17 protein-coding genes are annotated in these 25,905 nt (G+C 48.5%); 13 read left to right on the forward strand and 4 right to left on the reverse strand.

Features of this window, described 5'->3' with window-relative positions:
* Window positions 1-71: 71 nt before the first annotated feature.
* The 5 genes from SC127_RS18775 to SC127_RS18795 all read left to right on the forward strand — a co-directional run bounded on the left by SC127_RS18775 (window position 72) and on the right by SC127_RS18795 (window position 8,537).
* Window positions 72-3,536 carry a DNA translocase FtsK 4TM domain-containing protein gene (locus SC127_RS18775; protein WP_332627482.1) on the forward strand — a complete coding sequence of 1,155 codons (3,465 nt, stop codon included), beginning with the start codon at window positions 72-74 and terminating at the stop codon, window positions 3,534-3,536.
* Window positions 3,537-3,719: 183 nt separating this feature from the next.
* Entirely contained in the window at window positions 3,720-4,331 is a 612-nt protein-coding gene (gene lolA, locus SC127_RS18780) for an outer membrane lipoprotein chaperone LolA (RefSeq protein ID WP_332627484.1), read from the forward strand.
* Between the two features lie 7 nt (window positions 4,332-4,338).
* Window positions 4,339-5,682, forward strand: coding sequence for a replication-associated recombination protein A (locus tag SC127_RS18785; RefSeq protein WP_243078247.1), 1,344 nt, complete (start codon window positions 4,339-4,341; stop codon window positions 5,680-5,682).
* Window positions 5,683-5,775: 93 nt separating this feature from the next.
* Window positions 5,776-7,068, forward strand: coding sequence for a serine--tRNA ligase (gene serS / locus SC127_RS18790; RefSeq protein WP_243078246.1), 1,293 nt, complete (start codon window positions 5,776-5,778; stop codon window positions 7,066-7,068).
* A gap of 317 nt (window positions 7,069-7,385) precedes the next feature.
* Window positions 7,386-8,537: an MFS transporter gene (locus tag SC127_RS18795; protein WP_215847197.1), complete on the forward strand. Its 1,152-nt coding sequence runs from the start codon at window positions 7,386-7,388 to the stop codon at window positions 8,535-8,537.
* 57 nt (window positions 8,538-8,594) lie between these two features.
* Here SC127_RS18795 and pflA read toward each other — a convergent pair whose 3' ends face one another.
* From pflA to ycaO, 4 genes are all read right to left on the reverse strand, one after another.
* Window positions 8,595-9,335: a pyruvate formate lyase 1-activating protein gene (gene pflA / locus SC127_RS18800; RefSeq protein WP_215847196.1), complete on the reverse strand. Its 741-nt coding sequence runs from the start codon at window positions 9,333-9,335 to the stop codon at window positions 8,595-8,597.
* A 165-nt stretch (window positions 9,336-9,500) separates the two neighbouring features.
* Window positions 9,501-11,783: a formate C-acetyltransferase gene (pflB, locus tag SC127_RS18805; protein WP_243078245.1), complete on the reverse strand. Its 2,283-nt coding sequence runs from the start codon at window positions 11,781-11,783 to the stop codon at window positions 9,501-9,503.
* A 72-nt stretch (window positions 11,784-11,855) separates the two neighbouring features.
* Complete coding sequence (gene focA, locus SC127_RS18810) at window positions 11,856-12,716, reverse strand: formate transporter FocA (protein WP_215847195.1); 861 nt, start codon at window positions 12,714-12,716, stop codon at window positions 11,856-11,858.
* Window positions 12,717-13,095: 379 nt separating this feature from the next.
* Entirely contained in the window at window positions 13,096-14,859 is a 1,764-nt protein-coding gene (gene ycaO / locus SC127_RS18815; RefSeq protein ID WP_332627488.1) for a 30S ribosomal protein S12 methylthiotransferase accessory factor YcaO, read from the reverse strand.
* Window positions 14,860-15,170: 311 nt separating this feature from the next.
* On the opposite strand from ycaO, the gene serC reads away from it, so the two are divergent.
* The 8 genes from serC (at window position 15,171) to lpxK (ending at window position 25,905) form a co-directional block, all read left to right on the forward strand.
* On the forward strand, window positions 15,171-16,256 hold the full coding sequence (gene serC / locus SC127_RS18820; RefSeq protein WP_215847193.1) for a 3-phosphoserine/phosphohydroxythreonine transaminase: 1,086 nt from the start codon (window positions 15,171-15,173) through the stop codon (window positions 16,254-16,256).
* 86 nt (window positions 16,257-16,342) lie between these two features.
* A complete protein-coding gene (gene aroA, locus SC127_RS18825) occupies window positions 16,343-17,629 on the forward strand; it encodes a 3-phosphoshikimate 1-carboxyvinyltransferase (RefSeq protein WP_332627490.1) in 1,287 nt (428 codons plus the stop codon).
* A 193-nt stretch (window positions 17,630-17,822) separates the two neighbouring features.
* Window positions 17,823-18,503, forward strand: a complete 681-nt coding sequence (gene cmk / locus SC127_RS18830; RefSeq protein ID WP_332627492.1) for a (d)CMP kinase — start codon at window positions 17,823-17,825, stop codon at window positions 18,501-18,503.
* Between the two features lie 122 nt (window positions 18,504-18,625).
* Window positions 18,626-20,299, forward strand: a complete 1,674-nt coding sequence (rpsA, locus tag SC127_RS18835; RefSeq protein ID WP_215847190.1) for a 30S ribosomal protein S1 — start codon at window positions 18,626-18,628, stop codon at window positions 20,297-20,299.
* Window positions 20,300-20,382: 83 nt separating this feature from the next.
* Window positions 20,383-20,667, forward strand: a complete 285-nt coding sequence (gene ihfB / locus SC127_RS18840) for an integration host factor subunit beta (RefSeq protein WP_003849360.1) — start codon at window positions 20,383-20,385, stop codon at window positions 20,665-20,667.
* A 204-nt stretch (window positions 20,668-20,871) separates the two neighbouring features.
* Window positions 20,872-23,124 (forward strand): DNA internalization-related competence protein ComEC/Rec2, encoded by a 2,253-nt coding sequence (locus SC127_RS18845; RefSeq protein WP_332627496.1) that lies wholly within the window; start codon window positions 20,872-20,874, stop codon window positions 23,122-23,124.
* Between the two features lie 34 nt (window positions 23,125-23,158).
* A complete protein-coding gene (gene msbA, locus SC127_RS18850) occupies window positions 23,159-24,907 on the forward strand; it encodes a lipid A ABC transporter ATP-binding protein/permease MsbA (protein ID WP_215847189.1) in 1,749 nt (582 codons plus the stop codon).
* Window positions 24,904-25,905, forward strand: a complete 1,002-nt coding sequence (lpxK, locus tag SC127_RS18855; protein WP_243078240.1) for a tetraacyldisaccharide 4'-kinase — start codon at window positions 24,904-24,906, stop codon at window positions 25,903-25,905. Before msbA ends, lpxK begins: the two co-directional genes overlap by 4 nt.

Raw genomic sequence — 25,905 nt, forward strand, 5'->3', positions numbered from 1 at the left:
TTCATACAGGACCAGCGTCGGGAGTGCCCGACGCTGTTGCTTCATACTTTACAGGCACCTGGAGAGTTCTCTTGAGCCAGGAATACACAGAAGATAAAGACGTTTCGTTACAATCGCTGAGCAGTGGACGCCGTCTACTCGAAGCGTTGCTCATCCTGGTGGCGCTTTTTGCCATTTATTTGATGGTTTCATTGGTCAGTTTTAATCCTTCCGATCCAAGCTGGTCGCAAACGGCCTGGCATGAACCCATTCACAACATTGGCGGCAGCGTTGGCGCCTGGCTTGCTGACACCTTACTTTTCATTTTTGGTGTGATGGCTTACGCCATTCCGCCGGTCATTCTGGGGCTGTGTTGGATCGCTTTTCGTCAGCGTGACAATCAAGACTACTTCGACTATTTCGCGGTTGGCCTGCGTTTGATTGGTGTTTTGGCGCTGGTAGTCACCACCTGCGGCATGGCTGCTTTGAATGCTGATGATATTTGGTATTTCGCTTCCGGCGGTGTGATCGGCAGCCTGGTCAGTAATGCCATGGCGCCTTGGTTAAATCCTGCGAGTGGAACGTTAGCATTGCTGTGTGTCTGGGCAGCGGGTGTCACGCTCTACACTGGTTGGTCATGGCTGACCATTGCGGAGCGCATTGGGGGTGTGGTCATGGGTGTATTAACCTTTGCCAGCAACCGGTCGCGCCACGATGAGCCATGGCAAGAAGACGAAGAGTATGAGGCTGAACACGCATCGACCTCCCGTTCACGTGCTATTCAGCATGATGACGATGAAGAGGATATTTTGCTGGCGGCGCCACGTAATGTGGCTGCTGAAAGCGTGCCCGCTGAAGAAGCTGTCTCAGCTGAAGATGTTCTCTTGTCAAACCAGGATCCCTTGTTAGCGAAAGCGGCTGCAGCAACCAGCGCAGCTGTTGCTACAACTGTGGAAGCAGCGCACGTCGAATTAGCGCCATTACCTGCCGTTGCGCCAGTTTCTTCGGTTGCTGTGCCATCAACAGTTGCACCTGCCGTAGCAGCACAGGTTCCTGCACCGATAAACAATGGTCAACCTCAGGTTCAGACTGCACCAGAAGCGTCGCCGCCGCTTTATCGGTTTGAAATTCCAGAAGATAAACCTGCTCAAGCACCGCCGTTTACCGCCTTTGAAGATAACGAGCCGAAGATGGGCAACTGGCGTGAAAGCGCATCTTCAATGCCAGAAACGCCTTCCGCAGTAACGCGAGTAGCAGCGACAGCCGCTGCATCCGTTGCAACAAGAACAACCCCTACATTTGACCTTGCGCCAGAAGTGAATCCTAACCCGCAGGTCAAACAAGGGATCGGGCCTTCGTTGCCGCGTCCTAATCCGGTTAAGTTGCCGACGCGTCGTGAATTAGCCTCTTACGGCATCAAATTACCCTCACAACGCATGGCGGAAGAAAAAGCCAAAGCAGAAGAGTCGAGCACGGTTCAGTCAGCCGTATCTTCTGAACAAAATGCCATCTGGGCACCAGAAGACGAAGACGCATTGCAGCAGGCAGAACTGCGTGAAGCGTTCCAGTCTGGGCAACAGCAACGCTATGGCGAAAGCTGGCAGCAAGATGAAGAGGATGAAGAAGCGTTACAGCAAGCTTCGCTCGCCCGTCAGTTTGCTGAACAACAGCAGCAGCGTTATGTGCCTGAGCGTGAAGCGCCTGCGGCACCCGTATTTAATCTGGATACGGCTTCCGCCTTTGATTTTTCTCCAATGAAAGATCTCATCGATGATGGCCCAACCGAGCCTCTGTTCACTATTGCTGCTACGCCAGAGCCAGACGAACCTGCGGTTTCGCATGAGCCGTGGCAGCAAGTGGCAGAAGTTTCTGCGCCCCAGGCACCCGCACAGGTTCCGGTGCCAGAAGCGCCTTCAACTTTTGCTGCGCCAGTTCAGCCTCCGGTTCCGGCTGCACATTCTTCTTATGCTGCGCCAGTGCCAACGCCAGCGGTCGAAGAAGCGAAACCTTCAGTGCATGACAGCCTGATCCATCCCTTCCTGATGCGTCATGAACACCCGTTGGAGAAACCGTCCACGCCACTCCCAACGCTCGATCTGCTGACGGCTCCGCCAGAAGAGGAAGAGCCGGTGGATATGTTTATGCTGGAGCAAACGGCGCGGCTGGTGGAGTCTCGCTTGGGCGATTACCGCGTAAAAGCGGAAGTGGTTGGCATTTCGCCTGGTCCAGTCATTACGCGTTTCGAACTGGATCTGGCACCTGGTGTAAAAGCGGCGCGAATCTCAAATCTTTCACGAGACCTGGCTCGCTCGCTTTCTGCAGTGGCGGTGCGTGTAGTTGAAGTGATTCCGGGCAAGCCATATGTCGGACTGGAGTTACCCAATAAACATCGCCAGACGGTTTATCTCCGTGAAGTGCTGGATTGCGCAAAATTCCGCGATAATCCTTCTCCGCTGGCGATCGTGTTAGGTAAAGATATTGCAGGGCAACCGGTGGTCGCGGATCTGGCTAAGATGCCGCACTTGCTGGTAGCGGGTACAACCGGTTCTGGTAAGTCTGTGGGCGTTAACGCCATGATTATCAGTATGCTTTATAAAGCGACGCCTGAAGAGGTGCGCTTCATCATGATTGACCCGAAAATGCTGGAGTTGTCCGTCTATGAAGGCATTCCGCATCTGTTAACCGAAGTGGTTACAGACATGAAGGACGCCGCTAATGCGCTGCGCTGGAGTGTGGGCGAGATGGAGCGCCGTTATAAGCTGATGTCTGCTTTGGGTGTGCGTAATCTGGCGGGTTACAACGAGAAAGTTGAGCAAGCTGAAGCCATGGGCCGTCCAATACCCGATCCATTCTGGAAGCCGGGCGATAGCATGGATATGACACCGCCGGTGTTGGAAAAACTGCCTTACATTGTGGTTCTGGTGGATGAATTTGCCGATTTGATGATGGCCGTCGGTAAAAAAGTGGAAGAGCTTATTGCCCGCCTGGCGCAAAAAGCCCGTGCCGCAGGTATCCATCTGGTGCTGGCAACGCAACGTCCTTCCGTTGACGTGATTACCGGCTTGATTAAGGCGAACATTCCAACCCGTATCGCCTTTACGGTATCGAGCAAAATTGATTCACGTACCATTCTTGATCAGGCCGGTGCTGAGTCACTGTTGGGGATGGGTGACATGCTTTATATGCCGCCTAACTCTTCAATGCCGGTGCGTGTTCATGGCGCATTTGTTCGCGACCAGGAAGTGCATGCCGTTGTTCAGGACTGGAAAGCGCGCGGTCGCCCACAATACATCGAAAGCATCACCGCTGGCGAAGAGAATGAAAGTGGTGGCGGCGGAATGGACAGCGACGAAGAGCTTGATCCGCTGTTTGATCAGGCAGTCGCCTTTGTGGTGGATAAACGTCGTGCGTCAATTTCAGGTGTTCAACGTCAGTTCCGCATTGGTTATAACCGTGCGGCGCGCATTATTGAGCAGATGGAAGCGCAAAGCATTGTTTCTCCTCCGGCACACAACGGCAATCGCGAAGTGTTAGCGCCGCCGCCGCACGAAATGTAGTTCGGATAAAAACACGCATGTAAACAGCAGCAATGAGCCAGTTTAGACTGGCTCATTGTTTATCAGCAGATCATCCCCATATCAGACTATGCTTTCGGTTTTTTCTCCTGTCTAAAAAGCAGGATTGCAGCCAGGCTTAATGCAGTTATCAATGGGAAACGAGAAGATAAGGAATTGAAGCAGATGAAATTACGTGTAATTGCTTTTGGCCTGATGGCCTCTTTCGCTTCTGCCAGCGTGTTGGCTGATGCTTCAAGTGACCTGCAACAGCGTCTCAATAAAGTCAGCAGCTTTCATGCCAGCTTTACGCAAAAAGTTACAGACGGCACCGGTGCAAATGTTCAGGACGGTGAAGGTGAATTGTGGGTGAAACGTCCCAGCCTGTTTAACTGGCACATGACCGCCCCGGATGAAAGCGTCATCGTTTCTGATGGTAAGTCGCTGTGGTTCTATAATCCATTTGTTGAACAAGCCACGGTTAGCTTGTTGAAAGATGCAACCAGCAACACACCTTTCATGTTGATTGCGCGTAACCAATCCAGCGACTGGCAGCAATACAACATCAAACAGCAAGGTGATGAGTTTGCGTTGACGCCGAAAAACAGCGACGGCAACTTAAAGCAGTTCACTATTACTGTGACTCCGGCTGGCACCATTAACCAGTTCAGCGCTATTGAGCAAGATGGTCAACGCAGCAACTACCAGCTGAAGAGCCAAAAAAACGGTGCGATAAGCCCGGACAAATTTACGTTCACACCGCCTAAAGGCGTAACGGTGGACGATCAACGTCAGTGAGGTTGCGGTGAGTACTCTGTCTCTGGATTTTTCCACCGAAGATTTTAAACCTCTGGCCGCACGTATGCGGCCAGAAACATTGAAACAGTACATTGGTCAGCAACATCTGCTGGCAGCGGGTAAACCGTTGCCACGCGCTATCGAAGCCGGTCATCTGCACTCAATGATTCTTTGGGGGCCACCGGGCACAGGTAAAACCACGTTAGCAGAAATTATTGCGCATTATGGTAATGCCGACGTTGAACGTATTTCAGCCGTGACGTCGGGCGTTAAAGAGATTCGTGAGGCGATTGAGCGAGCACGTCAAAGTAAGCAAGTTGGACGGCGTACTATCCTGTTTGTCGATGAGGTGCATCGTTTTAACAAAAGCCAGCAAGACGCTTTTTTGCCGCACATTGAAGATGGCACCATTACCTTTATTGGCGCCACCACTGAAAACCCGTCGTTTGAACTAAATTCGGCGCTGTTATCACGCGCACGCGTATATCTTCTTAAATCTTTATCCAGTGATGATATTGAACAGGTTCTGAATCAAGCCATGCAGGATAAAGAGCGGGGTTATGGCAACAGTGACATTGTATTGCCTAATAATACTCGCCGCATGATTGCTGAACTGGTGAATGGCGACGCCCGGCGCGCCTTAAATACGCTTGAAATGATGGCGGATATGGCGGAAGCCAATGCATCTGGTCTGCGAGAACTCACGCCGCAGTTACTCAATGAAGTGTCAGGTGAACGTGCAGCGCGTTTCGATAATAAAGGCGATCGCTTTTACGATCTGATTTCAGCGCTGCATAAATCAATTCGCGGTTCTGCCCCGGATGCAGCGTTGTATTGGTACGCTCGCATTATTACTGCAGGCGGCGACCCGCTTTATATCGCACGTCGACTGCTGGCAATCGCTTCTGAAGATGTGGGGAATGCTGATCCGCGTGGCATGCAGGTCGCCATCGCTGCCTGGGATTGCTTTACTCGCGTCGGTCCAGCAGAAGGGGAACGTGCCATTGCTCAGGCGATTGTTTATCTGGCGTGTGCGCCAAAAAGCAACGCTGTTTATACAGCTTTTAAAGCTGCGATGCGCGATGCGCGTGATAACCCGGATTATGATGTGCCTGAGCATTTGCGCAATGCGCCGACCAAATTGATGAAAGAGATGGGGCTCGGCAAAGAGTACCGTTACGCGCACGATGAAGTGAATGCGTATGCTGCCGGTGAAGTCTACTTTCCACCTGAAATGGCCCAAACGCACTATTACCGTCCAACTTCGCGTGGCCTTGAAGGTAAAATTGGCGAAAAGCTCGCCTGGCTTGCTGAGCAGGATCAAAATAGCCCGACAAAACGCTACCGCTAAAACAGACGTTGCGGTAATGTGGGCAAGGATTTCAACGTGTTCCAGCTGGAGCACGTCCCTTCATTCAATCAACTTTAATTACACAGGATAAGCATGCTCGATCCCAATCTGCTGCGTAATGAGCCAGACGCAGTCGCAGAAAAACTGGCACGCCGAGGATTTAAACTGGATGTGGATACGCTGCGCTCCCTTGAAGAGCGTCGTAAAGTGCTGCAGGTCGAAACTGAAAATCTGCAAGCCGAGCGTAATTCTCGATCCAAATCTATCGGTCAGGCCAAATCCCGTGGGGAAGATATCGAGCCGCTGCGTCTGGAAGTCAATGTGCTGGGTGAACGTCTGGATGCTGCAAAAGCAGAGCTAGATGAGCTGCAAAACCAAATTCGTGATTTCGCGCTGGCGCTACCTAATCTGCCTGCAGATGAAGTTCCGCTGGGCAAAGATGAAACTGAAAATCAGGAAGTCAGCCGCTGGGGCGAGCCGCGCCAGTTTGATTTTCAGGTAAAAGATCATGTTGAGCTCGGTGAAGCAGCAAAAGGTCTGGATTTTGCTGCAGCGGTTAAACTTACCGGTTCACGTTTTGTCGTGATGCAAGGTCAAATCGCTCGACTGCACCGTGCACTTAGCCAGTTCATGCTTGATCTTCATAGCGAGCAGCATGGTTATCTTGAAACTTACGTGCCTTATCTCGTCAACCATGAGACGTTATATGGCACCGGTCAGTTACCAAAATTTGGCGAAGATCTGTTTCACACTAAGCCGCTGGAAGAAGAATCAGACAGCAGTAATTATGCTCTGATTCCTACCGCTGAAGTGCCATTAACCAACCTGGTTCGCGACGAAATTCTTGAAGAAGAAACGTTGCCAATCAAACTGGCAGCCCATACACCTTGTTTCCGTTCGGAAGCGGGTTCTTATGGTCGTGATACGCGTGGTTTGATTCGTATGCATCAGTTCGACAAAGTTGAAATGGTGCAGGTTGTGGCGCCTGAAACTTCCATGGATGCGCTTGAAGAGTTGGTAGGCCACGCTGAGAAAGTTCTGCAGTTGCTGAATCTCCCTTATCGTAAAGTGTTGTTGTGTACTGGCGACATGGGCTTTGGTTCAACCAAAACTTATGACCTCGAAGTATGGTTGCCTGCGCAAGATACCTATCGTGAGATCTCTTCCTGCTCGAACATGGGTGATTTCCAGGCACGTCGCATGCAAGCTCGCTGCCGTAGCAAGCAAGAGAAAAAGCCGCGTCTGGTTCATACCCTGAACGGTTCTGGACTGGCGGTAGGCCGTACATTAGTTGCGGTCCTGGAAAACTATCAACAGGCTGATGGTCGCATTGCGGTACCCGATGTATTGCGCCCCTATATGAAAGGGATTGAATTCATCGGCTGATAAATTTCAGATAAACAGAACCCGGTTTTTGCCGGGTTTTTTTATGCCTTTAGAACGTCAATTAAGTTAGTTAGCAGCGGGAACTTATCACAAATAAACGTTATCGACGCTTTATTCATCGTAAAGCTTAATAATCTCATTATTCATAGAGATAGAAAAATTCTATAGCATCATTAACCGCGCTGTAACCTACTGAAGATTAGTAAATTAAATTGTTAAGCAGCAAAATGTGCTGCACCTTTTTTTTGCCGTTGACTTTAAAAAAGGCAATGGCAAACTGCGCGCAATTTCCTTCATTTCTTTTGGTTTTATCCACTATGTCTACCTGGTCACGTCCTGTGATGTTGCTGCTTTGCGGTTTGCTGTTAATGACGGTTTCAATAGCAGTACTTAACACGCTCGTCCCATTGTGGCTTACGCATGACTTGCTGGCTACATGGCAAGTAGGCATGGTCAGTTCCTCCTATTACACCGGTAATTTAGCGGGCACGCTTTTAGCGGGATGGTTAATTAAAAAGCACGGTTTTAATCGGAGCTACTATTTCGCCACGCTGTTATTTGCGGTGGCCACAGTGTGTCTTGTGCTGCTTGATGGTTTTTGGGCCTGGACTTCGTTGCGTTTTATTGCTGGCGTCGGCTGCGCATTAATGTGGGTCGTAGTAGAGAGCGCATTACTGTGCAGCGGTACGGTACGTAACCGTGGTCAACTTCTTGCCGCTTATATGATTGTTTACTATCTCGGTACGGTCGCTGGGCAGTTGCTGGTGAGTAAAGTTTCGACTGAAGTTCTGAGTGTTATCCCTTGGGTTACAGCGCTGGTTATTTGCGCCGTATTACCCTTGATTTTCACGCGTGTTTCTTCAGAAAGCGAATCAGCTGAAGCGGCGCCAGGTCGTATCTGGCCGATGTTGCGTCGTCGCAATTCTCGCCTGGGTATCAACGGCTGCATTATTTCTGGCATCTTATTAGGCTCACTATATGGCCTGATGCCGCTGTATCTCTCACATCAAGGCATGAGCGATGCGAACGTCGGATACTGGATGGCATTGCTGGTAAGCGCAGGTATTGTGGGACAGTGGCCAGTAGGCAAACTTGCCGATCGCTTTGGTCGCATGTTAGTCCTGCGGGTTCAGGTCTTTGTGGTCATTCTCGGTGCGATTGCTATGTTAGCAAATGCTGCAATGGCACCTGCGCTGTTCGTACTGGGACTGGCGGGTTTTACGCTTTATCCGGTCGCGATGTCATGGGCATGCGAAACCGTTGCCCATCATGAGCTTGTTGCAATGAACCAAGCGTTACTGATGAGTTATACGGCGGGCAGTCTCGCGGGTCCGAGCATGACAGCTATGCTGATGCAAAATTACTCTGACCGTTTGCTGTTTGTTATGATAGCGGCGGTTGCGCTGGTTTACTTAGTGATGCTGCTGCGCAAAGCCGATCAGCAGGCAACACCCGTGGCACATGCCTAAAATCGGGTCATAGACATGAAAAAGGGAGCGAATTGCTCCCTTTTTTGTGCGTGTCAGTTAGTACATGACGTTGTGACCGTAGCTCGCAAGAATGTTTTTTACGCGTTCCATAGTCTCTTTTGACGGGGGTTTTACACCGTCAAGTTTGTATTCTTCACCCATGGCAATCCATTTGTGTTTGCCCAGTTCGTGGTAGGGAAGCAGTTCGATTTTCTCAACATTCTGCATATCCTTAGTAAACTCGCCAAGGCGATGAACAGAATCATCATCATCGGAATACCCAGGAACCACGACAAAACGTATCCACGTTCGCTTGTCTTTCTTCTGCAAATAGCGAGCAAAGTCGAGCGTACGGTGGTTAGAAACACCCACCAGGTTCTGGTGTATATCATCATTCATTTGCTTCAGATCGAGCATCACCAGATCGGTTGCATCTAACAATTCATCTATAACCGGATCATAACGACGCACAAACCCATTGGTGTCAAGGCAGGTATGAATGCCTTCAGCCTGACAGGCCCGAAACCAATCACGGACAAATTCTGCCTGTAGAATCGCTTCGCCGCCCGATGCGGTGACTCCGCCTCCCGATGCGTTCATGAAATGGCGGTACGATAAAACATCCGCCATCAATTCTTCCACTGTGATCTCTTTACCACCATGGGTGTCCCAGGTATCACGGTTGTGGCAATAAAGGCAGCGCATCAAGCAGCCTTGAAAGAAAGTGATGAAGCGGATGCCGGGACCATCAACGGTACCGCACGATTCGAATGAGTGGATACGACCGGTGATTGACATTGCGATGTATTCTCCAGGTAGGCCTGCTTAAGCAGGCAGCACAATCTTTGTCGCGCTTAAAACATTAAATCAATTTTGGTTGCTTCCTGTTAAGAGAGCAACCAAAGCAGACTTTGTATAAAAGGCTCCAAAAGGAGCCTTTTTAACGATTTTAAAGCTGAATTTTTAAAGTGACTGCGTGAAGGTACGCGTAATCACGTCTTGCTGCTGTTCTTTTGTCAGCGAGTTAAAGCGAACCGCATAACCCGAAACACGAATGGTGAGCTGCGGATATTTTTCTGGATGCTCCATAGCGTCTAACAACATTTCACGGTTCATCACATTCACATTAAGATGTTGGCCGCCTTCAATGTCAGCTTCATGATGGAAGTAACCATCCATCAAACCTGCCAGGTTAGCTTTACGTACGTTATCGTCTTTACCCAGCGCATTTGGCACAATAGAGAAGGTGTAAGAAATACCATCTTTAGCGTAGGCAAAGGGGAGTTTCGCTACGGAAGTCAAAGAAGCAACAGCGCCTTTCTGATCGCGTCCATGCATTGGGTTAGCACCCGGTCCGAATGGCGCGCCAGCACGACGACCATCTGGTGTGTTACCGGTTTTCTTACCGTAAACCACGTTTGACGTAATAGTCAGAACTGATTGAGTTGGCACCGCATTACGATAAGTTGACAGCTTCTGGATTTTTTTCATGAAGCGTTCTACTAAATCACAGGCCAAATCATCCACACGTGAGTCATTGTTACCAAACTGCGGATATTCACCTTCAATGTCGAAATCGATCGCCAAACCGTCTTCATCGCGAACTGGTTTCACTTTGGCATATTTAATCGCGGACAATGAGTCTGCTGCTACTGACAAGCCTGCGATACCACAAGCCATGGTGCGGTAAACGTCACGATCATGCAGCGCCATCAACGATGCTTCATAGCTGTACTTATCGTGCATGTAATGGATAATGTTCAGTGAAGTAACATACTGTTTGGCCAGCCAATCCATGAAGTGATCAAGACGCTCCATGACGGTGTCGAAATCCAACACATCATCGGTAATTTTGTCGCCTTTCGGGCCTACCTGCATTTTCAGTTTTTCATCAACGCCGCCATTGATTGCATAAAGCAGCGTTTTTGCCAGATTGGCGCGTGCGCCAAAGAACTGCATTTGCTTGCCAACAATCATCGGGCTTACACAACAGGCGATGGCGTAGTCATCATTGTCGAAATCTGCGCGCATCAAATCATCATTTTCATACTGCAAAGATGACGTATCGATGGAAACTTTAGCTGCGTATTTTTTAAAGTTGATGGGTAATTTTTCTGACCACAAGATGGTCATATTCGGTTCTGGTGAAGGTCCCATGGTGTAAAGCGTATTCAGGAAGCGGAAAGTACTTTTGCTGACCAGCGTACGTCCATCTACACCCATACCGGCGAGGGATTCGGTTGCCCAGATAGGATCACCCGAGAAAAGCTCATCATATTCTGGTGTACGAAGGAAACGCACCATACGCAGTTTCATCACCAAATGGTCAATCAGTTCTTGAGCCTGCTCTTCGTTTAACTTGCCAGCTTGCAGATCGCGTTCGATATAGACATCAAGGAATGTCGAAACGCGGCCAAAAGACATGGCTGCACCATTCTGTGATTTAACAGCGGCCAAATAGCCATAATAGGTCCACTGAACAGCTTCGATTGCATTGGTTGCCGGACCCGAGATGTCGTGGCCATATTTAGCCGCCATCTCTTTGATCTGACCTAATGCGCGATGTTGATCTGAAATCTCTTCACGCAAACGAATGGTTGCTTCGAGGTTGACGCCATTTTCAAGGTCATTTTGCAGAGAGGCAAATTGCGAGAATTTATCAGCCATCAAGTAATCAATGCCATACAGCGCTACGCGTCGATAATCACCGATAATGCGGCCGCGACCATAAGCATCAGGTAAGCCTGTCAAAATACCCGATTTACGGCAGCGCATAATGTCCGGCGTATAAACATCGAACACGCCTTGGTTATGCGTTTTTCGATATTCGGTAAAGACTTTTTTCAGGCCGGCATCAAGTTCACGGCCATATACTTTGCATGACCCTTCGACCATTTTGATGCCGCCAAAAGGGATGATGGCGCGTTTTAGTGGTGCTTCAGTCTGCAAGCCGACAATTTTTTCTAAAGACTTATTGATATAGCCTGCATCGTGAGAAGTAATAGTAGAAGCAAGATCGGTGTCGAAATCTACCGGCGCATGGGTGCGGTTTTCAATTTTGATGCCTTCCAGCACGCTATCCCACAGCTGAGTGGTTGCTTGTGTTGCGCCGGAAAGAAATGATTCATCACCATCATAAGGCGTGTAGTTTTTTTGAATAAAATCACGTACGTCGACGCGATTTTGCCATTCGCCCTCAGCGAATCCTTCCCAGGCCGAAGCCAGTTTTGCATTAAGTTCGGTCATGATATACCTGCCTTATCTAAGAAGACTTTCACATTCAAGCATAAGGAAATACCTTGTGCCGTCCGGATACTGTTAATGCACCGAGTCACCGTCACGTAAATAGATGACCCAGTAAGTCAACCCGACCAGCAGACCACCACCAATGATATTGCCAAGGGTGACTGGAATCAGATTGTCGAAAATGAAGTTATTGACGGAAAGCGCTTGAAATTGCGATGCGCTGGCGCCGGTTGCCTGCCAAAACTCTGGACCAGCAAAATCGCGAATGACGATGGCGAAAGGAATCAGAAACATGTTTGCAATGCTGTGCTCAAAGCCACTGGCGACAAACATGGCAACCGGTAGAATCATCACCACTATTTTATCTGTTAGTGTTCGACCGGAATAACTCATCCAAACTGCCAGGCAGACTAATAAGTTAGCAAGGATCCCTAAACAAACGGCTTCGATAAAAGTGTGATGCATTTTATGGTCGGCTGTTTGTAAAACATTCATACCCCATGCGCCGTTGGCGGCCATGTGTTGACTTGCAAACCACATCAATGCGACGAAAAACAGAGCACCAACCAAATTACCGATATAAACGTTGATCCAGTTACGCGCTAGCTGCCCCCAGCTTATACGTCCGCTTGCTTTAGCAACGACAATTAATACTGTTGAGGTAAAGAGGTCAGCTCCGCCGACTACGACGAGAATCAAACCGAGTGAAAAACAGATACCACCAATCAGTTTCGCGACGCCATACGACATGCCGGCACTGCCTGTTGTAGCAGTAATATAAAAGACGAAAGCAATTGAAATAAAAACGCCAGCGGTTATGGCTAAGAAGAAAGTCGTAAAAGGATGTTTGGTTGCTTTATAAACCCCGGCTTCTTCAGCAACTTTTGCCGTTGCGGCTGGTAGCAATAAATTAAAAGGGTTGTCAGCTTTCACACTAACTCTCTCCAAAAGATGTCTGTGAAAATAGTAACAAAGGAGTATAGGTTAGAAATTGATATGGATCATGTTTGCCGAGGCGATGGGATTTGGAAGGTAATAAATGACTGTTTATTTCATTCAATCTATTGAAAACAAAGATAAAAAATTTTTTTAAAATATAAAATATTTTTTTAAATTATTTTAATGGTGCTTTTTATACGACAAGAATGTTTTTGAATTGATAGTAAGGTGTTAAATGAAAGAGTGCTTTTTCAATAGGATGGTTTTATTTTTCACACCGAATTCTTGAGGCGATTTGAAAAAAAGGCACTTCAAAATATCAGTGCCTAAATTTCGTTTTTAGCGTTTTTTATAAATCACAAAACAGCAGTGATTATTTATTTTGCCAATAAAGACGCTTGGCATTTTGCAACTTTTCGTAGGCAGCAAGTAATGACTGATGTGCCGGAAAAGCTTTCAAGTCATTATCAACAGGTTGCAGTCCATTAAACGGTGCTTCGCCACTGATCGCTGCCGAGGCAGCTTCAACCGCTTTTGCGCCATACATACGAGTGAAGGCATGATGATACTGAAGCGGATCACGCTCATCTTCCATTGCCAGCAGTAAGAGAGTTTGCAAGCAGCGATAGTAGTTTGCACGCTCTGGCGTGAAGATTGAGCTGTTAAACTCCATCGTCCATTCAGTCCAGATCAGTGCCTGATCTAAATCACCGCCCGCCAATGCTAACATCGCCTTAAGTTCCCCGATGCGCAGCGTATACCAACCATTATCTTTTCCGGTTGCCAAACCCAGTAGCTCGCGGACGCGAGTAAAATCGTCAAAGCCTTCTTCATCCAGTTGGGCGATCAAATCCAAATATTCCTCTGGATTCCAGTTGCTTTCTGGCAAAGCCAATAACGTTTCACGAATGCCAGCACCCATGCTGTTATTGGCCAGCAACAAATCTTCTGCTGGATAAATATCAGACATGCCAGGCACAATAATGCGGCAAGCATAAACACTTAAATGTTCATAGTCGGCAATATAGACTTCCTGATTTTCGCTGCGGAAAATTGCCATTAACGTGTCGAACTCTTGCTCGGTCGTGCCGTCAAATTTCCAGTCAACGAAAGGATAGTCTGCTGTTTCTTTGAACATATCCCATGAAATTAAACCACTTGAATCAATAAAGTGCGTTTCTAAGTTGGCATGTTCTGCCACTTCTTCATCATCGAATGTTGGAGGCGTAAAGACATCTAAATCTTTCAGGCTACGGCCTTGCAATAACTCGGTTACGGTACGCTCAAGCGCAACACCAAAATCTGGGTGAGCACCGAAAGAGGCAAAACAAGTCCCATTTTCCGGGTTGAACAAGACGACACAGATGACCGGATATTTACCGCCCAGCGAGGCATCATAAGCAAAAATTGGAAAACCTTCGTCTTCAAGGCGAGCGATAGCTTCAATCACGCCTGGGTAACGCTGCATAACTTCATCTGGAATGGCGGGCAGGCTGATCGCCTCGGCTATGATGCGATTTTTAATGTAACGTTCAAAGACTTCTGACAAACCCTGAACGCGAGCTTCATTCGCAGTATTACCAGCAGACATCCCGTTTGAAACGTAGAGATTGCCGATAATGTTCATCGGGATATAGACGGTTTCTTGATCGGACTGGCGAGTAAATGGCAGGGCGCAGATACCGCGCTCGCTGTTGCCTGACTGCAAATCGATGAGTTCAGAACCAACCAGCGCATTGTCGGGATCGTAGAAAGCACGAAGGCGATTATCAAGAATGCCTTCAGGGAGAGTATCGTCTACAGGTAACGGGAACCATTTCTCATTGGGATAATGGACAAAATCGCCATTCGCGATGGAATGTCCTAACCAGAAGTCAGCAAAAAAGTAGTTGGTTGAGAGGCGCTCGAAATATTCACCTAAAGCGGAAGCCAAAGCCGCTTTTTTGCTGGCACCTTTACCATTGGTAAAGCAAAGGGGGCAATCACGGTCACGAATATGTACAGACCAGACATGCGGGACAGGATTTAGCCAAGAGGCTTCTTCAATATTAAAGCCAAGGTCCTGCAGTTTCTGCTGGAAGCGAGTGATGGAATCTTCCAATGCGGCATCTTTGCCTGGGATAAAAGTTTGCGTCATGGTGCCGCTCTCTCTGTTTTAGGTGTGCGTAAAGCGCGCAATGATACGGACTTTACTGCTTGTTCGCTATTAAGGCGTCATAAATTTCTCCTGGCTATTCTTCACACTTCCCTTTGTTAACCCACCCGTAAAATCATGACACTCGAGCAGCCTCATAATATTTCGTTGTGCTTTGTATAACTAACATAACCTCCCGAGCGGCAAATTCAGAAAATGTGATGGCTGCCCGATTTGTGATTGCAGCCACCGAGAGGCAGTGATAAAACCGATACGTTATTCATAACCGTTCGATATGACAGTGGTGAGGGGAAATGACGCAAGTTTATAATTTTAGCTCCGGCCCAGCGATGCTGCCGGCAGAAGTGCTCCGTCGTGCAGAACAAGAACTGACAAACTGGCATGGCTTGGGTACTTCCGTAATGGAGATAAGTCATCGCAGTAAAGAGTTTATGCAGGTAGCAGAAGAAGCCGAACAGGACTTCCGTGATCTGCTGAAAATACCCGCTAACTACAAAGTTTTATTCTGCCACGGCGGTGCACGTGCACAATTCGCTGCTATACCCGGCAATCTCTTAGGAAATGCATCCAGCGCTGATTATGTTGACGGCGGCTACTGGGCGCATAGCGCAATTAAAGAAGCCGAAAAATATTGTTCACCACGTACGCTTGATGTGAAAACCACACTCGATGGCAAACGTGCCATTTTGCCGATGAGCGAGTGGGATCTGAGTGACGATGCGGCTTATGTGCATTTTTGCCCTAACGAAACCATTGATGGTATTGCTATTGATGAGCAACCCGATTTTGGTAATAAAATCGTCGTCGCCGATTTTTCTTCGACCATCCTGTCTCGTCCTATCGATGTTAATCGCTATGGTGTGATTTACGCTGGCGCCCAAAAAAATGTCGGGCCTGCGGGTTTGACCTTGGTCATCGTGCGTGAAGACTTGTTAGGCAAAGCGCACCCTTACGTTCCGTCAATTCTCGATTACCAGGTTTTAGCGGAAAATGGTTCAATGTTTAATACACCGCCAACCTTTGCCTGGTATCTTTCAGGTCTGGTCTTTAAATGGCTAAAAGAGAAGGGCGGCGTAGGTGAGATAGATAAGATCAATCAAGCTAAAGCTGACTTGCTGTATGGCCTGATCGACAAGAGTGATTTTTATCGCAATGATGTCGCGACTAAAAACCGTTCACGCATGAATATTCCATTCCAGTTAGCTGATGCATCGCTGGATAAAGTCTTTCTGGATGAGTCATTGAAAGTTGGCTTGCATGCTCTGAAAGGCCATCGTGTTGTAGGCGGCATGCGAGCCTCCATTTACAATGCAATGCCTTTAGAGGGTGTCAAAGCCTTAACCGATTTCATGATTGATTTTGAACGTCGCCACGGCTGATTATCAATGACATGCCAGCCTGAATGTTGGCACCAGACCCCGTCGTCAGGCGGGGTTTTCGTATTTTTTTGAGGATTTCGTTTCACATGCAGGACTCCCTGACTTTACAACCCATTGCACGCGTTGACGGTACCGTTAACTTGCCTGGCTCTAAAAGCGTGTCGAACCGTGCATTGTTACTGGCTGCACTGGCAAAAGGCACTACCCGACTGACTAATTTGCTCGACAGCGATGATATCAAGCACATGCTGAATGCGCTTAAAGCGCTGGGTGTGAGTTACTCTCTTTCTGATGATCGTACTGTTTGTGAAGTCACGGGAAACGCAGGGCCGCTACTCTCGTCTGAACCACTGGAGTTATTTTTAGGGAATGCGGGTACAGCAATGCGTCCGCTTGCAGCCGCACTCTGCCTGGGCCAGCAAGATGTTGTATTGACGGGTGAGCCTCGTATGAAAGAGCGCCCAATTGGACACTTGGTTGATGCTTTACGTCAGGGCGGAGCAAAAATCGACTACCTTGAAAACAATGATTATCCTCCAATTCATCTGCAAGGTGGGTTTACGGGTGGTGAAGTCAGTGTCGACGGAAGTGTATCCAGCCAGTTTTTGACCGCATTGCTAATGACGGCACCCTTGGCCGAACAGGATACTTCTATCAATATTAAAGGCGAGCTGGTTTCTAAGCCTTATATTGATATCACCTTGCATCTGATGCGCAGCTTTGGGGTTGATGTTGAAAACCAAGGTTACCAGCGTTTCATCATTAAAGGTCAACAACAGTACCAGTCGCCAGGCGACTATCTGGTTGAAGGCGATGCCTCGTCGGCTTCTTATTTCCTGGCTGCGGCAGCCATTAAAGGTGGCACGGTGCGCGTTACAGGCATTGGCCGTAATAGTGTGCAGGGCGATATTCATTTTGCGGATGTGCTGGAAAAAATGGGCGCGCACGTTGAATGGGGCGATGATTACATTGCCTGCACCGCGGGAAAATTGCAGGCTATTGATATGGATATGAACCATATTCCTGATGCGGCAATGACTATTGCTACTGCAGCATTATTTGCAGAAGGTACAACCCAGCTGCGTAATATTTACAACTGGCGTGTAAAAGAAACCGACCGTTTGGCCGCAATGGCGATTGAATTACGCAAAGTGGGAGCTGAAGTTGAAGAGGGCCATGATTACATCCGTATCACGCCGCCAACCTCATTAACACATGCTGACATTGGTACATATAACGATCACCGCATGGCAATGTGTTTTTCACTGGTGGCGCTCTCCGATACACCAGTAACCATCCTCGATCCAGGTTGTACGGCTAAAACGTTCCCTGATTATTTCGAACAGTTGGCTAAGATTAGTCATAACGCCTGATAGTCATAATCCGACGTTTCATGCGTCGGATTCCTTCTTTTAAATGGCAGTGCCTCGCCAGAAATCCTCTGATTTACCTGTAATTTCTAACGCCGTCTACGCTAAGGGGTAACTAAGCTGGCTCAGGCCGCGTATAATGCTTGCCATTATTAGGGCTCAAAAGCCAAAAGACGCGCGGTAACAGGAGAGAATAATGACGGCGACTGCCCCGGTTATAACTATTGATGGACCAAGCGGTGCGGGAAAAGGCACCCTGTGCAAAGCGATGGCTGAATCCTTGCAATGGCATCTGCTTGACTCGGGCGCGATTTATCGTGTTCTGGCGCTGGCTGCATTACACCATCAAGTTGATATTGAATCAGAAGAAGCGTTGGTTCCGATTGCCGCTCACCTTGATGTGCGCTTTGTAACGCAAAGTGGAGAAATGCAGGTCATCCTTGAAGGAGAAGAGGTAACCGGTGAAATCCGTACTCAGGAAGTGAGTAATACCGCTTCGCGTGTTGCGGCTTTTCCACGTGTTCGTGAGGCTCTGCTGCGACGTCAGCGCGGTTTTCGCGAAGCGCCGGGATTGATTGCCGACGGACGTGACATGGGAACCGTTGTTTTCCCAGATGCACCGGTAAAAATCTTCCTGGATGCAAGTTCGGAAGAACGTGCTCACCGCCGTATGCTACAGTTGCAGGAGAAGGGCTTTAATGTTAACTTTGATCGCCTTTTAGCCGAGATAAAAGAGCGCGATGATCGTGATCGCAACCGTGCAATTGCGCCTTTAGTTCCTGCGCAAGATGCTTTGGTTCTGGACTCAACGCAAATGTCTATCGAGCAAGTTATCGATAAAGCATTGAAATATGCTCGTGAAAAATTGGGCATTTAATATCTCGGTGTGACAGAATTTAATAACCCTGTACCAAGGACCCGGTGCTGGGCATGTGAAACAACCCCATCCGACATGAAGTCAGATGGACGTTAAATTGAAGAATCCTGAAGATTATCAATATGACTGAATCTTTTGCTCAACTATTTGAAGAATCCCTGAAAGAAATCGAAACCCGCCCGGGTTCCATCGTTCGTGGCGTTGTTGTCTCAATTGACAAAGACGTAGTTCTGGTTGATGCGGGCCTGAAATCTGAATCTGCAATTCCTGCAGAGCAGTTCAAGAACGCAGCCGGCGAACTGGAAATCCAGGTTGGCGACGAAGTTGACGTTGCTCTGGACGCAGTAGAAGACGGCTTCGGTGAAACCCTGCTGTCCCGTGAGAAAGCTAAACGTCACGAAGCTTGGATCACGCTGGAAAAAGCTTACGAAGAAGCAGAAACTGTTACCGGTGTTATCAACGGCAAAGTCAAGGGCGGCTTCACTGTTGAGCTGAACGGTATTCGTGCGTTCCTGCCAGGTTCACTGGTTGACGTACGTCCAGTTCGCGACACTCTGCACCTGGAAGGCAAAGAGCTTGAATTCAAAGTAATCAAGCTTGATCAGAAGCGTAACAACGTCGTGGTTTCACGTCGTGCTGTTATCGAATCTGAGAACAGTGCTGAGCGCGATCAGCTGCTGGAAAACCTGCAGGAAGGCATGGAAGTTAAAGGTATCGTTAAGAACCTTACTGACTACGGTGCATTCGTTGATCTGGGTGGCGTTGACGGCCTGCTGCATATCACTGATATGGCGTGGAAACGCGTTAAGCATCCAAGCGAAATCGTGAACGTGGGCGACGAAATCACTGTTAAAGTGCTGAAGTTCGACCGCGAGCGTACTCGTGTGTCTCTGGGCCTGAAACAGCTGGGCGAAGATCCATGGGTTGCTATCGCTAAGCGCTATCCAGAAGGCACCAAGCTGACTGGTCGTGTTACCAACCTGACTGATTACGGCTGCTTCGTTGAAATCGAAGAAGGCGTTGAAGGTCTGGTACACGTTTCAGAAATGGACTGGACCAACAAAAACATCCATCCGTCTAAAGTTGTAAACGTAGGCGATGTGGTTGAAGTTATGGTTCTGGACATCGATGAAGAGCGTCGTCGTATTTCCCTGGGTCTGAAGCAGTGCAAATCTAACCCATGGCAGCAGTTCGCAGAGACCCACAACAAAGGCGATCGCGTTGAAGGTAAAATCAAGTCAATCACTGACTTTGGTATCTTCATCGGCCTGGACGGCGGCATCGACGGTCTGGTTCACCTGTCTGACATCTCCTGGAACGCGACTGGCGAAGAAGCCGTTCGTGAGTACAAAAAAGGCGACGAAATCGCTGCTGTTGTACTGCAGGTTGATGCAGAGCGCGAGCGTATCTCACTGGGCGTTAAACAGCTGGCAGAAGATCCGTTCAACAACTACATCACTTTGAATAAGAAAGGTGCAATCGTCACCGGTAAAGTGACTGCAGTTGATGCTAAAGGTGCTACAGTTGAATTAGCAGACGGCGTTGAAGGTTACCTGCGCGCTTCTGAAGCTTCGCTTGACCGCGTTGAAGACGCAACTCTGGTTCTGAATGTTGGCGACGATGTTGAAGCTAAATTCACCGGTGTTGATCGTAAAAACCGCGTAGTTAGCCTGTCTGTTCGTGCGAAAGACCAGGCTGACGAGAAAGAAGCTATCAATACTGTTAACACCAAACAGGAAGAAAGCAACTTCTCTAGCGCTATGGCTGAAGCGTTCAAAGCGGCGAAAGGCGAGTAATCGTCTTAACGCACCGGGCGGGAAACCGCCCGGTTTCGGTAAAAGGCTGTCATACATTCCAATAGGGATTAACCGGAGGTTAAATGACCAAGTCAGAACTCATTGAAAGACTGGCGGGCCAGCATACTCATATACCGGCGAAAGTCGTTGAGGATGCGGTAAAAGAAATGCTTGAGCACATGGCCACAACGTTGGCACAGGGCGAACGCATTGAAATCCGGGGATTCGGCAGCTTTTCATTGCATTATCGCGCACCGCGCACGGGCCGTAACCCTAAAACGGGTGACAAAGTGGATCTGGAAGGTAAGTATGTTCCCCACTTCAAGCCAGGCAAAGAATTGCGTGATCGTGCAAATATCTACGGTTAAGCCGATACCGAATCGCATAAACGACATCTTTGGATGTCGTTTTTTTTTGCTTTAAATTCTTTTTGTGAGCCAACGTCTAAATCAACGTTCTGCAAGATGCAAAGCATCACTCTTCCTACATAACAGCTTCCAAAGTCTTAAATCCCACCTTTTAAATACGTCATAGCTTGTCAAACTGCTGAAATCTTTTAGATGGATTGCATTATGTTGACATGGACTGCATTAGCTCGAATAACGATTATCGCCGCTCTCCCTTTACTGGTGTTGCCTCAACTGCCAGCACCGGGAATTTTGCTCGCTTTATTCTGTGCTGCGGTTGTTTTACTGCAGTTCCGTATACAACCAATACGTATAGCGGGCATTGCGCTCTTGTTACTGGTGTGGATGCTTCACGATGCTCGCCTGATCGTTGATGATATTGAAAAGCTGACTATCAAGCCTCAACAGTTCTATGTCCTTGTTGATGAGGTTCGTCAGGAAAATAAACAAATTAAAGTCAGGCTTTTAAAAGAGGGAGATCACTTTATTTTCCCCCCACGTTTTGCCTGGCTCTCATTTGATAGTGATAGCCAAAAGTATTGCCCCGGACAGCGCTGGAGCATGCAACTTCGGCTGCGTGCAGTGCATGCACGGTTAAACGAAGGAGAGTTTGATAACCAGCGTTTTGCATTGGCTAATCACACCCCACTGCAGGGGCGAATCATAAAACAAGATGCGGAATCATCCGCATGTAGTTGGCGCTGGCAATTCATTAAACATCATGAGGCGCAAATCGGGTTTCTTTCGCAACAGGCCACGCTTAAGGCTCTGGCTTTTGGCATCCGCAATGACCTCAGCAAAACGACTCGTCAGCTGTTGCGTGACACCGGAACTGCACATCTCATGGCCATTTCAGGTATGCATATAGCGTTAGCGGGTGGAGTGGGGTGGCTGTTAGCGCGAGGTATACAATTTCTTTTACCGGCACACCGCATCGGTTACCTGTTTCCTCTTATCGCCAGTTGGATTTTAGCTGCAACTTACACTTGGTTATCAGGCGGGCACGCGCCTGCTCAGCGAGCCTTGTTAGCATTAACGATTTGGATAGCCACTCGTATTGCGGGTGCTCAACTAAACGGCTGGCAAATATGGACGTTATGCATTGGCTTGCTATTAATTACGGATCCATTAGCTGTTCTTTCAGAGAGTTTTTGGCTTTCAGCTTTAGCGGTGGGCATGCTGTTAATTTGGTATCACTGGTTTCCTTTACCGATTCGTTTTCATCAGCGACGTTGGTTATTGCTGCAATTATTACATTTACAGATTGGCATGATGATTTTAATGGCACCGCTGCAGGTCGCTCTTTTTAATGGCATCAGCGTAACGGCATTGGTTGCCAACTTGATTGCAGTGCCGGTTATCTCGTTCATTACCGTTCCGTTAATATTGCTTGCCATGATGCTGCCGTTTTCCTCAGCCTCAGCACTCATCTGGTGGTGTGCTGACTCAACATTGCGTGGACTTGTTTATGTTTTGACGCTTCTTCCTACCGGCTGGTGGCCGTTACATAACGCTTCATTGCTCGCGCTTCTTGTTTGGGGTGGGTTAATTATCTGGCGGGCACAAATCTTTTTTAGTGCACCACTTAGCTGCTGTGCTATCGCCATTGCAATGCTATTAAGCCGTCAGGAGAAAATTGAACAGGGCTGGCGAATAGATATGTTAGATGTGGGGCATGGTTTAAGTATCGTAATCAGTCAGGGCAGAGAAGCCATTTTGTATGATACCGGCCCACGCTGGAAAACAGATGATGCAGGAGGACGCGTTGTCATTCCCTGGCTTGAGCGTAAGCAATTGCAGTTGCAGCAGATCATTCTCAGCCATAAACATCTCGATCACAGCGGCGGACTTGAATCCATAAAACAGCGCTGGCCGCAGATTCAAGTGAGAAGCGCATTAAATAATGTTGAACATTTATCGTGCATTCGCGGAACTCAGTGGCAATGGAAACAGCTGCATTTTCAAGTCTTGTGGCCGATAAACGCGTCTGCATCTGGAAATAATAACGACTCATGCGTGATCAGCGTAGATGATGGGAAGGTTCGACTGTTGCTCACAGGCGATATAGAAGCGATAGCAGAGCGCCAACTGGTTGCGTTAGAAAAGCATAATTTAAACGTCGATATCGTGCAGGTTCCGCATCATGGCAGCCGAACATCCTCGTCATCATTGTTCTTGCGAAGCCTGAATGGCCATGCTGCGCTGGCTTCCGTAGCACGTTATAACGCCTGGCGCATGCCTGCAAAATCGGTATTGGAAAATTACCAAAAAACGGGCTTTAACTGGTTTGACACAGGTCAGTCAGGTCAAATAAGTCTCTCCATTAATAACGGTGAAATGCGTGTTGCGACGCTAAGGGAACAATTAATGCCCCGTTGGTATCATCAGTGGTTTGGCGTAAAACGCGAATCCAGGTAGAATGGCCGGCTATTTCCAACAACGTGAATAAATAATGCATCAAGATAAAGATCTCTCAACCTGGCAGACATTTCGTCGACTCTGGCCGATGATCGCGCCGCATAAAGCGGGTTTATTTGTGGCTGCGATAGCCCTGATACTCAATGCCGCAGGCGACACCCTGATGCTTTCACTGTTGAAGCCTTTACTGGATGATGGCTTTGGCAAAGCAGACAGATCAGTGATGCTGTGGATGCCGTTAGCCGTAATTGGCTTGATGCTGATACGAGGCGTAACCAGCTATATCTCTAGCTATTGCATTTCTTGGGTCTCGGGAAATGTAGTAATGAGAATGCGCCGTCGATTGTTTAGCCACATGATGGGAATGCCGGTCGCCTTCTTTGATCAGCAATCGACCGGGACACTACTGTCGCGTATTACCTACGATTCTGAACAGGTCGCCTCTTCTTCTTCAAGTGCGTTAGTCACTGTAGTGCGTGAAGGCGCATCAATCATCGGCCTGTTTATCATGATGTTCTATTACAGCTGGCAGCTGTCATTGATTCTGATTGTGCTGGCTCCGGTTGTTTCGTTTGCTATTAGACTGGTCTCTAAGCGCTTTCGTAACATCAGTAAGAACATGCAAAACACGATGGGGCAGGTGACAACCAGCGCGGAACAGATGCTTAAAGGCCATAAAGAAGTGTTGATCTTTGGCGGTCAGGATGTGGAATCTGAGCGCTTTGGCAAAGTCAGTAATCGCATGCGTCAGCAGGGCATGAAGCTGGTTTCAGCCTCATCCATCTCTGATCCGGTGATTCAGCTGATCGCTTCACTCGCATTAGCATTTGTGCTCTATGCGGCGAGCTTTCCAAGCGTAATGGACACATTAACGGCCGGTACGATAACCGTCGTGTTTTCATCAATGATCGCCTTGATGCGCCCACTGAAATCCCTGACCAACGTTAACGCCCAGTTCCAGCGCGGCATGGCTGCTTGCCAAACGCTGTTCTCAATTCTCGACAGTGAGCAGGAAAACGACAACGGCTCGCGTGAAATCACTCGCGCTAAAGGCGACATTGAGTTCCGCGAGGTGACCTTCACTTACCCAGGGCGTGATACACCTGCGCTGCGTAACATCAACCTCTCGTTACCTGCAGGTAAAACGGTTGCGCTGGTTGGACGTTCCGGTTCAGGTAAGTCAACCATGGCAAGCTTGCTGACACGCTTTTATGACATTCAACAGGGTGAGATTTTGTTGGATGGACATGATTTACGTGAATACACGCTGCGTTCGCTGCGTAACCAGGTTGCGCTGGTATCTCAAAATGTACATCTGTTTAACGACACGATTGCGAATAATATCGCTTATGCGCGTAGTGAACAGTACAGCCGTGAAGAGATTGAGAAAGCGGCAACAATGGCGCATGCAATGGACTTCATCAACAAGATGGATAACGGTCTGGATACGATCATTGGCGAGAATGGTGTGCTGCTATCAGGTGGTCAGCGTCAACGTATTGCCATTGCGCGTGCATTGCTGCGTGACTGTCCGATATTGATTCTGGATGAAGCGACGTCAGCGCTTGATACCGAATCAGAGCGCGCTATTCAAGCTGCGTTGGACGAACTGCAGAAAAACCGTACCTCATTGGTTATCGCGCATCGCCTTTCTACCATTGAAAAAGCCGATGAAATTGTAGTGGTTGAAGATGGGCAGATCGTAGAGCGTGGAACCCACGCAACGCTGCTGGCAGAGAAAGGGGCTTATGCTCAACTTCACAAAATGCAGTTTGGCCAATGATTGAACGTATCTGGAGTGGACGATCGCCGCTGTGGTTGCTGTTATGGCCACTAAGCCTGCTCTACGGGGCGATCTCTACTTTGATTCGTTACAGCTACCAGCGAGGCTGGCGTAAAAGTTGGCGAGCGCCGGTTCCGGTGGTGGTGGTGGGGAATCTCACCGCGGGTGGAAACGGTAAAACGCCTGTGGTGATCTGGTTGGTACAAGCATTACAACAGCGTGGCTTACAGGTCGGCGTAGTTTCACGCGGATACGGCGGTAAAGCTGATCATTACCCGCTGCGGGTGAATGCTCACACCTCCACCGAACAAGCGGGTGATGAACCGGTTCTTATTGCCCAGCGCACCGGGGCACTCGTCGCGGTGGCCCCGAAGCGACGTTTAGCTATTGAAGCATTGCTTGAAGGTGGCGACATTGACGTTGTTGTGACTGATGACGGATTACAACACTACGCGTTGCAACGTGATAAAGAGATCGTAGTAGTAGATGGCGTACGTCGTTTCGGTAACGGTTGGTGGCTACCCGCAGGCCCGATGCGTGAGCGAGCTTCACGCCTCAAAGAAGTAGATGCCATTATCGTCAATGGTGGTGAAGCACAGCCGGGTGAAATGACGATGTTTTTACAGCCCGGTCAGGCGACTAATTTACTCACTGGCGAGCAGCTATCCATCCAACAGCTTGAAAATGTTGTGGCAATGGCCGGAATTGGCCATCCACCTCGCTTTTTCACTACGCTCAAGCAACAGGGTTTGACGCCACTAGCGGAAATTGCCTTTGCCGATCATCATGCTTACAGCAAAGAAGAATTATCACGTTTGCTTTTAGCGGGTCAGAACCTGCTTATGACAGAAAAAGACGCGGTGAAATGTCGGGCTTTTGCGCAACCAAACTGGTGGTATTTACCGGTTGATGCTGATTTGCGGGGTGAAGGTGTTGAGCCTTTGCTGAATGATATTGAACAACTTTGCCGTAAACCTTCGCCTGATCCGCATCATTAA

Source organism: Pantoea sp. T14 (assembly GCF_036663535.1).
In the GTDB taxonomy this organism is placed as follows: domain Bacteria; phylum Pseudomonadota; class Gammaproteobacteria; order Enterobacterales; family Enterobacteriaceae; genus Pantoea; species Pantoea phytostimulans.

Bases quoted from the DNA above. Each gene is read 5' to 3' on its own strand.
- lolA (WP_332627484.1), top strand. From the start codon at position 3,720: ATGAAATTACGTGTAATTGCTTTTGGCCTGATGGCCTCTTTCGCTTCT.
- serS (WP_243078246.1), top strand. From the start codon at position 5,776: ATGCTCGATCCCAATCTGCTGCGTAATGAGCCAGACGCAGTCGCAGAA.
- SC127_RS18795 (WP_215847197.1), top strand. From the start codon at position 7,386: ATGTCTACCTGGTCACGTCCTGTGATGTTGCTGCTTTGCGGTTTGCTG.
- pflA (WP_215847196.1), bottom strand. From the start codon at position 9,335: ATGTCAATCACCGGTCGTATCCACTCATTCGAATCGTGCGGTACCGTT.
- pflB (WP_243078245.1), bottom strand. From the start codon at position 11,783: ATGACCGAACTTAATGCAAAACTGGCTTCGGCCTGGGAAGGATTCGCT.
- ycaO (WP_332627488.1), bottom strand. From the start codon at position 14,859: ATGACGCAAACTTTTATCCCAGGCAAAGATGCCGCATTGGAAGATTCC.
- serC (WP_215847193.1), top strand. From the start codon at position 15,171: ATGACGCAAGTTTATAATTTTAGCTCCGGCCCAGCGATGCTGCCGGCA.
- aroA (WP_332627490.1), top strand. From the start codon at position 16,343: ATGCAGGACTCCCTGACTTTACAACCCATTGCACGCGTTGACGGTACC.
- cmk (WP_332627492.1), top strand. From the start codon at position 17,823: ATGACGGCGACTGCCCCGGTTATAACTATTGATGGACCAAGCGGTGCG.
- rpsA (WP_215847190.1), top strand. From the start codon at position 18,626: ATGACTGAATCTTTTGCTCAACTATTTGAAGAATCCCTGAAAGAAATC.
- ihfB (WP_003849360.1), top strand. From the start codon at position 20,383: ATGACCAAGTCAGAACTCATTGAAAGACTGGCGGGCCAGCATACTCAT.
- SC127_RS18845 (WP_332627496.1), top strand. From the start codon at position 20,872: ATGTTGACATGGACTGCATTAGCTCGAATAACGATTATCGCCGCTCTC.
- msbA (WP_215847189.1), top strand. From the start codon at position 23,159: ATGCATCAAGATAAAGATCTCTCAACCTGGCAGACATTTCGTCGACTC.
- lpxK (WP_243078240.1), top strand. From the start codon at position 24,904: ATGATTGAACGTATCTGGAGTGGACGATCGCCGCTGTGGTTGCTGTTA.